We start from the raw sequence: 4895 nt of genomic DNA, 5'->3' as shown, positions 1-4895 counted from the left end.
CTCGACCACGACCGCCCCCGGCGGCTGAGCGGCCGCGGGGCGCGCGAGCGCGAGGGCGAGGAGGAGGGCGCGGGCGACTGGCATGCGGGCGGCGGCGGAACGGACGTCGCGCGGCGCCGGTTCCCGCGCGCCTCGCGCGCGCGGGCTCAGTCGGCGCGCTCGGGGATCCGGCCGTTCCCCTGCGTCGCGCGCGGCAGGTCGGCCCGCGCGGGGCGCGGCGTCAGCTCGGGCTCGCGCACCGCCTTCACCCACTGCGCGGTCTCCTTCAGCGCCTCGCGCGACTCGGGGAAGCCGAACTCCGGCTCCGCCATCCGCTTCAGCCCGCGCGTCACCAGCACGAACGCCGCGCCCAGCTCCAGCGCGCCGACGATCAGCGTCCCGGCCCAGTAGTTCCCGTTCAGCAGGCGCCCGAGCAGCGCCGCGAGCGCGATGGTCAGCGCGGTGAGCGCCACGACGCCCGCGCCGAACGCGATGGCGAGGCGCACGCCCCCCTTGGCGCCGTCGCGCACGTTGTCCTTCATCTCCAGCTTCGCCAGCCGCACCTCGTCGAGCGCGAGCCGCTTGGAGTCGTCGGCGAGGCGGCGGATGAGATCGGGGATGCCGGCGTCGGGATCGAGCGGCGCGGGGGGACGACTGGCCACGGGAAACCTCCGGGGGGACGACGGTCGCGGGCGCCTCCGGCCGGGGCGCGCCGACCCGGGGGCGCAAGGAGCGTTCCGGTCACCCCTCCGGATCGAGGGGCTCGACGAGCACCTGCTGCGCGACGCCCGGCCCCACCGCCGGGCGCGCGTCCCCCACCGCCAGCGTCAGCGGCCCGTCGAACGGCGCCCGCGCCACCAGCGTCAGCTCCGTCCCCGGGGTCAGCGCCAGCTCGCCGAGGTACCGCAGCAGCGCCCCGTCCTCGTCGCTCACGCGCACCACCCGCGCCCGCGCCCCCGGCTCGAGGTCCGACAGCGCGAGGTGGCGCCGCTCGTCCACCGCCCCCTCGCGCGTCGGGATCGGCGCGCCGTGCGGGTCGAACGCCGGGTCGCCGAGCGCCGCCGCCATCCGGTCGATGAGCTGGTCGGACGCCGCGTGCTCCAGCCGCTCGGCCTCCTCGTGCACCCGGTCCCACGGGTAGCCGAGGACCGTGGCCAGGTAGCACTCGAGGATGCGGTGGCGGCGCAGGGTGCGGAGCGCGGCGCGCCGCCCGTCGGCGGTGAGGCGCACGCCGCGGTAGCGCTCGTACGTGAGCAGCCCCTGGTCGGCGAGGCGCTTCACCATCCCGCTCACGCTCGCCGGGGCGACGCCGAGGCGGTGCGCGAGGTCGTTGGTGGCGGCGGCGCCCCGGGCCCGCTCCAGCTCGTAGACGGCCTTGAGGTAGTCCTCGACCGGGGCGGTCAGCGTCGGGGCGGTCGACATGGCCGGAAGGTACCCGGCCTAGACCGGCGGCGGGACCGGGATCGGGTCGAGTCCGCGCGTGGGGGTCGGCGCCGCCGTCTGCCGCCCGCGCAGCAGCAGCACGGGGATCGTCGCCCGGTGCCGCACCGCCTCCGCCACGCTCCCGTACACCACGTCGGCGAGGAAGCGGTGCCCGTGCGTCGCCATCGCGATCAGGTCGCACTGCTCCCGCTCGGCGGCCGACAGGATCTCGTGCGCCGCGTCGCCGCAGGCCAGCACCGACTCGCACTCGAAGCCGTCGGCCTCCAGCGAGGCGCACACCGACTCCAGGTACTCGCGGTCCTTCCGCATCTCCTCCGACTCGCGCAGCGGCACCTGGCCGATGTTGCGCGCCACCCACCCGTCCGCGACGTGGATCAGCGTCAGGCTCGCCCCGCACAGCCGCGCCAGCGGCCGGACGTGGTCGAGGATCGCCGCGTCGTACGACGAGTGCTCCAGCGGGACGAGGATGCGGGCGTAGACCGGCATGGCTAGACCTTGGCGCGCCGCCGCGTCCGCCGCAAGCCGGCTACGCCAGCCACTCCGTGAACGTCTGGACCAGGAGCCACGCGTTCAGGCTGCCGATCACCACCGCGACCGTCCACGCCAGGGCCTTCAGCCACCCCGGGTTCACGAAGGCGCCCATCTTCACCCGGTCGCTCGTGAACTGCACCAGCGGGAAGACCGCGAACGAGAGCTGCAGCGACAGGATCACCTGCGACAGCACCAGCAGCCGCGCCGTCCCGCTCTCGCCGTAGATGACGGAGACGATCACCGCCGGCACGATGGCGATCGCGCGCGTGATGAGCCGCCGCATCCACGGGCGCAGCCGGATGTCGAGGAACCCCTCCATCACGATCTGCCCCGCGAGCGTCCCCGTCAGCGTCGAGTTCTGCCCCGACGCCAGCAGCGCCAGCGCGAACACCGTGCTCGCCGCCCCGACCCCGAGCAGCGGGGAGAGCAGCTTGTAGGCGTCCTGGATCTCGGCGACCTGCGTGTTCCCCGAGCGGTGGAAGGTCGCCGCGGCCACGATCAGGATCGCCGCGTTGATGAACAGCGCCAGCGACAGCGCCACCGTGGAGTCGATGAAGGCGAACCGCACCGCCTCGCGCTTCCCCGCCGCGTCCTGCGCGTACTTCCGCGTCTGCACGATCGAGCTGTGCAGGTAGAGGTTGTGCGGCATCACGGTGGCGCCCAGGATCCCGATCGCGATGTAGAGCTTCTCGGGGTCGCGGACGATGTCCGGGTCGGGGACGAAGCCGCGCGCCACGGCGCCCATGTCGGGGCGCGACACGAACAGTTCGAAGAGGAAGCAGGCGCCGACCGTGGCGACGAGCGCGATCACCAGCGCCTCCAGCCGCCGGAACCCCTTGTTCTGCAGCGTCAGCACGAGCAGCACGTCCACCGCGGTGATCAGGATCCCCCAGGTCAGCGGGATCCCGAACAGCAGGTTGAGCGCGATCGCCGTCCCGATCACCTCGGCCAGGTCGCACGCCGCGATCGCGATCTCGCACAGCACCCACAGCCCCATCGCCACGGGGCGCGAGTAGTGGTCGCGGCACGCCTGCGCGAGGTCGCGCCCGGTGACGATCCCGAGCTTGGACGACAGCCCCTGCAGCAGGACCGCCATCAGGTTCGACAGCAGGATCACGCTGAGCAGCGCGTACCCGAACCGCGACCCGCCGGCGAGGTCGGTGGCCCAGTTCCCCGGGTCCATGTAGCCGACCGCCACGAGGTAGCCGGGCCCGGCGAACGCCAGCAGCTTCCGCCACCACGACGTGCCGTGCACCGGCACGGTCTGGTACGCCTCGGCGAGCGACGGCGCCAGCCGCGCCCGCCGCCACCCGGGCGGCGGCTGCTCGGCAGGCGGCTCCTCGGGCGGAACGGACTGAGGTAAGGCCATGCGGCCAAGTTAGGACGGCCTAACTTACTCCGCAACTGGGGGCGGCCAGCGTTGCAGCAGGTCGGTGAGGATCCGGTGGGTCATCCCCCAGATGGTGTGCCCCTCGTGGACGAAGCTCGGCACCGTCAGCGCGTGCCCCCGCGCCTGCACCGTCGAGGTCGTGGCGAACCCGGGCTCCGCGAACCGCCGCACCGGCACCCAGAACGCCGCCGCCAGCTCGTCGCTCAGCCGCAGCTCCGCCTCCACCTCGAGCAGCGCCACGTGCGGCCGCACCACGATCGGCGGCAGCGACGGCGTCCGCGGGTACAGGTCGTCCAGCGTCCCCAGCAGCCGCGCGTGGCGCCGCAGGTCGAGCCCGGTCTCCTCCCACGTCTCGCGTGCCGCGGTATCCCACGGCGTCGGGTCGTCGGGCTCGTGCCGGCCGCCCGGGAACGCCACGTGGCCGCTCCACGGGTCGCCCGGGTACTCGGCGCGCCGCACGAACAGCAGCTCGGGCGTCCCGCCGTTGACGCGCAGCACCAGCGCGACGGCCGCGTCGCGCGGCACCGGGTCGCCGGGGCGCAGCACCGCCGCGCGCCCCGGCCGCGCGGCCAGCGCGACGACCAGCGCCGCGAGCTCGGGGTGGTCGGACGCCGCGCTCAGGACGCCCCGCTCAGTGCGCGACCTCGCCCCCCGCGTCCGCCCACCCGCGGATCCCGCCGCGCATCGAGCTGACCGTCCGGTAGCCCATCTGCTGCAGCACGTCGGCGGCCAGCGCCGAGCGGTTGCCGGAGGCGCAGTAGATCACGACCTCCTGGTCGCGCGGCACGCGCGCCTCGATGGCCGACTCCATGACGCCGCGCGGGATGTGCACCGCGCCCTCGATGTGCCCCATCGCCCACTCGTTCGGCTCGCGCACGTCGAGCAGCGTGAACGCGTCCCCGCGCGCCCGCCGCTCGCGCACCTCGTCGGCGGTCGTCTCGGTGATGCGGCCCTTCGCTTCGTTGATCAGGTCGGCGGCGGTCTTCATTCCGGATTCTCGGGAAGGGCGGGAGTCGTGACGGCGGGAGTCGAAAGGGCGGGAGTCGTGACCGCGCAGTGCGCTGTAGCGACTCCCGTAGTGCCGACTCCCGCCGTCACGACTCCCGCCGTTGCGGTTCGTCCCTCACCACTCCACGATCATACTCGCCTCGTCCGCATCCAGCACCGCCGTGGCGCCGAGCGGGATCGTCCACTGCTCGTCGAGATGGCCGACCGGCACGCCGAGTACGGCGGGGACGTCGAGCGCGTCGGCGACCTCGCGCACGACGGCGGCCAGCGTGCGCCTCCCGTCGTCCTCGTGGTGCTCGGGGCACGCCGTGCAGTGGCCGAACGCGATCCCGCGGCAGCCGGCCAGGCACCCGGCCAGCAGCAGCTGGCGCAGCATCCGGTCCACGCGGTAGGTCGCCTCGTTGACGTCCTCGAACACGGCGATCGCGCCGTCGAAGCGCGGCGCCCACGGCGTGCCGGCGAGCGCGGACAGCAGCGCCAGGTTGCCGCCGGCCAGCCGCCCGCGCGCCAGCGCGGGGCGCAGCGTGCGGGCCGCGGGCGCGGC

The 4895-nt window shown here is 74.5% G+C and carries 6 protein-coding genes and 1 pseudogene; all 7 read right to left on the bottom strand.

Annotated features, from left to right (window positions below; genetic code table 11):
- Positions 1 to 146: 146 nt before the first annotated feature.
- On the bottom strand, positions 147 to 641 hold the full coding sequence (locus PYV61_RS20940) for a phage holin family protein (RefSeq protein WP_275835289.1): 495 nt from the start codon (positions 639 to 641) through the stop codon (positions 147 to 149).
- Between the two features lie 79 nt (positions 642 to 720).
- Positions 721 to 1401: a metal-dependent transcriptional regulator gene (locus PYV61_RS20935; RefSeq protein WP_275835287.1), complete on the bottom strand. Its 681-nt coding sequence runs from the start codon at positions 1399 to 1401 to the stop codon at positions 721 to 723.
- 18 nt (positions 1402 to 1419) lie between these two features.
- Positions 1420 to 1908 carry a universal stress protein gene (locus PYV61_RS20930; RefSeq protein WP_275835285.1) on the bottom strand — a complete coding sequence of 163 codons (489 nt, stop codon included), beginning with the start codon at positions 1906 to 1908 and terminating at the stop codon, positions 1420 to 1422.
- A 40-nt stretch (positions 1909 to 1948) separates the two neighbouring features.
- Positions 1949 to 3322 (bottom strand): Nramp family divalent metal transporter, encoded by a 1374-nt coding sequence (locus tag PYV61_RS20925; RefSeq protein ID WP_275835283.1) that lies wholly within the window; start codon positions 3320 to 3322, stop codon positions 1949 to 1951.
- Positions 3323 to 3346: 24 nt separating this feature from the next.
- On the bottom strand, positions 3347 to 3889 hold the full coding sequence (locus PYV61_RS20920; RefSeq protein ID WP_275835281.1) for a CoA pyrophosphatase: 543 nt from the start codon (positions 3887 to 3889) through the stop codon (positions 3347 to 3349).
- Positions 3890 to 3974: 85 nt separating this feature from the next.
- Positions 3975 to 4331 carry a rhodanese-like domain-containing protein gene (locus tag PYV61_RS20915; protein ID WP_275835279.1) on the bottom strand — a complete coding sequence of 119 codons (357 nt, stop codon included), beginning with the start codon at positions 4329 to 4331 and terminating at the stop codon, positions 3975 to 3977.
- 135 nt (positions 4332 to 4466) lie between these two features.
- Positions 4467 to 4895, bottom strand: a pseudogene (locus PYV61_RS20910) (LD-carboxypeptidase); the annotation flags it as partial.

The sequence above is a fragment of the Roseisolibacter sp. H3M3-2 genome (genome assembly GCF_029211165.1).
In the GTDB taxonomy this organism is placed as follows: domain Bacteria; phylum Gemmatimonadota; class Gemmatimonadetes; order Gemmatimonadales; family Gemmatimonadaceae; genus Roseisolibacter.
This window is presented reverse-complemented; position numbering and strand designations above follow the sequence as displayed.

Coding starts and splice junctions, on each gene's coding strand:
- PYV61_RS20935 (WP_275835287.1), bottom strand. CDS start 1,401: ATGTCGACCGCCCCGACGCTGACCGCCCCGGTCGAGGACTACCTCAAG.
- PYV61_RS20930 (WP_275835285.1), bottom strand. CDS start 1,908: ATGCCGGTCTACGCCCGCATCCTCGTCCCGCTGGAGCACTCGTCGTAC.
- PYV61_RS20925 (WP_275835283.1), bottom strand. CDS start 3,322: ATGGCCTTACCTCAGTCCGTTCCGCCCGAGGAGCCGCCTGCCGAGCAG.
- PYV61_RS20915 (WP_275835279.1), bottom strand. CDS start 4,331: ATGAAGACCGCCGCCGACCTGATCAACGAAGCGAAGGGCCGCATCACC.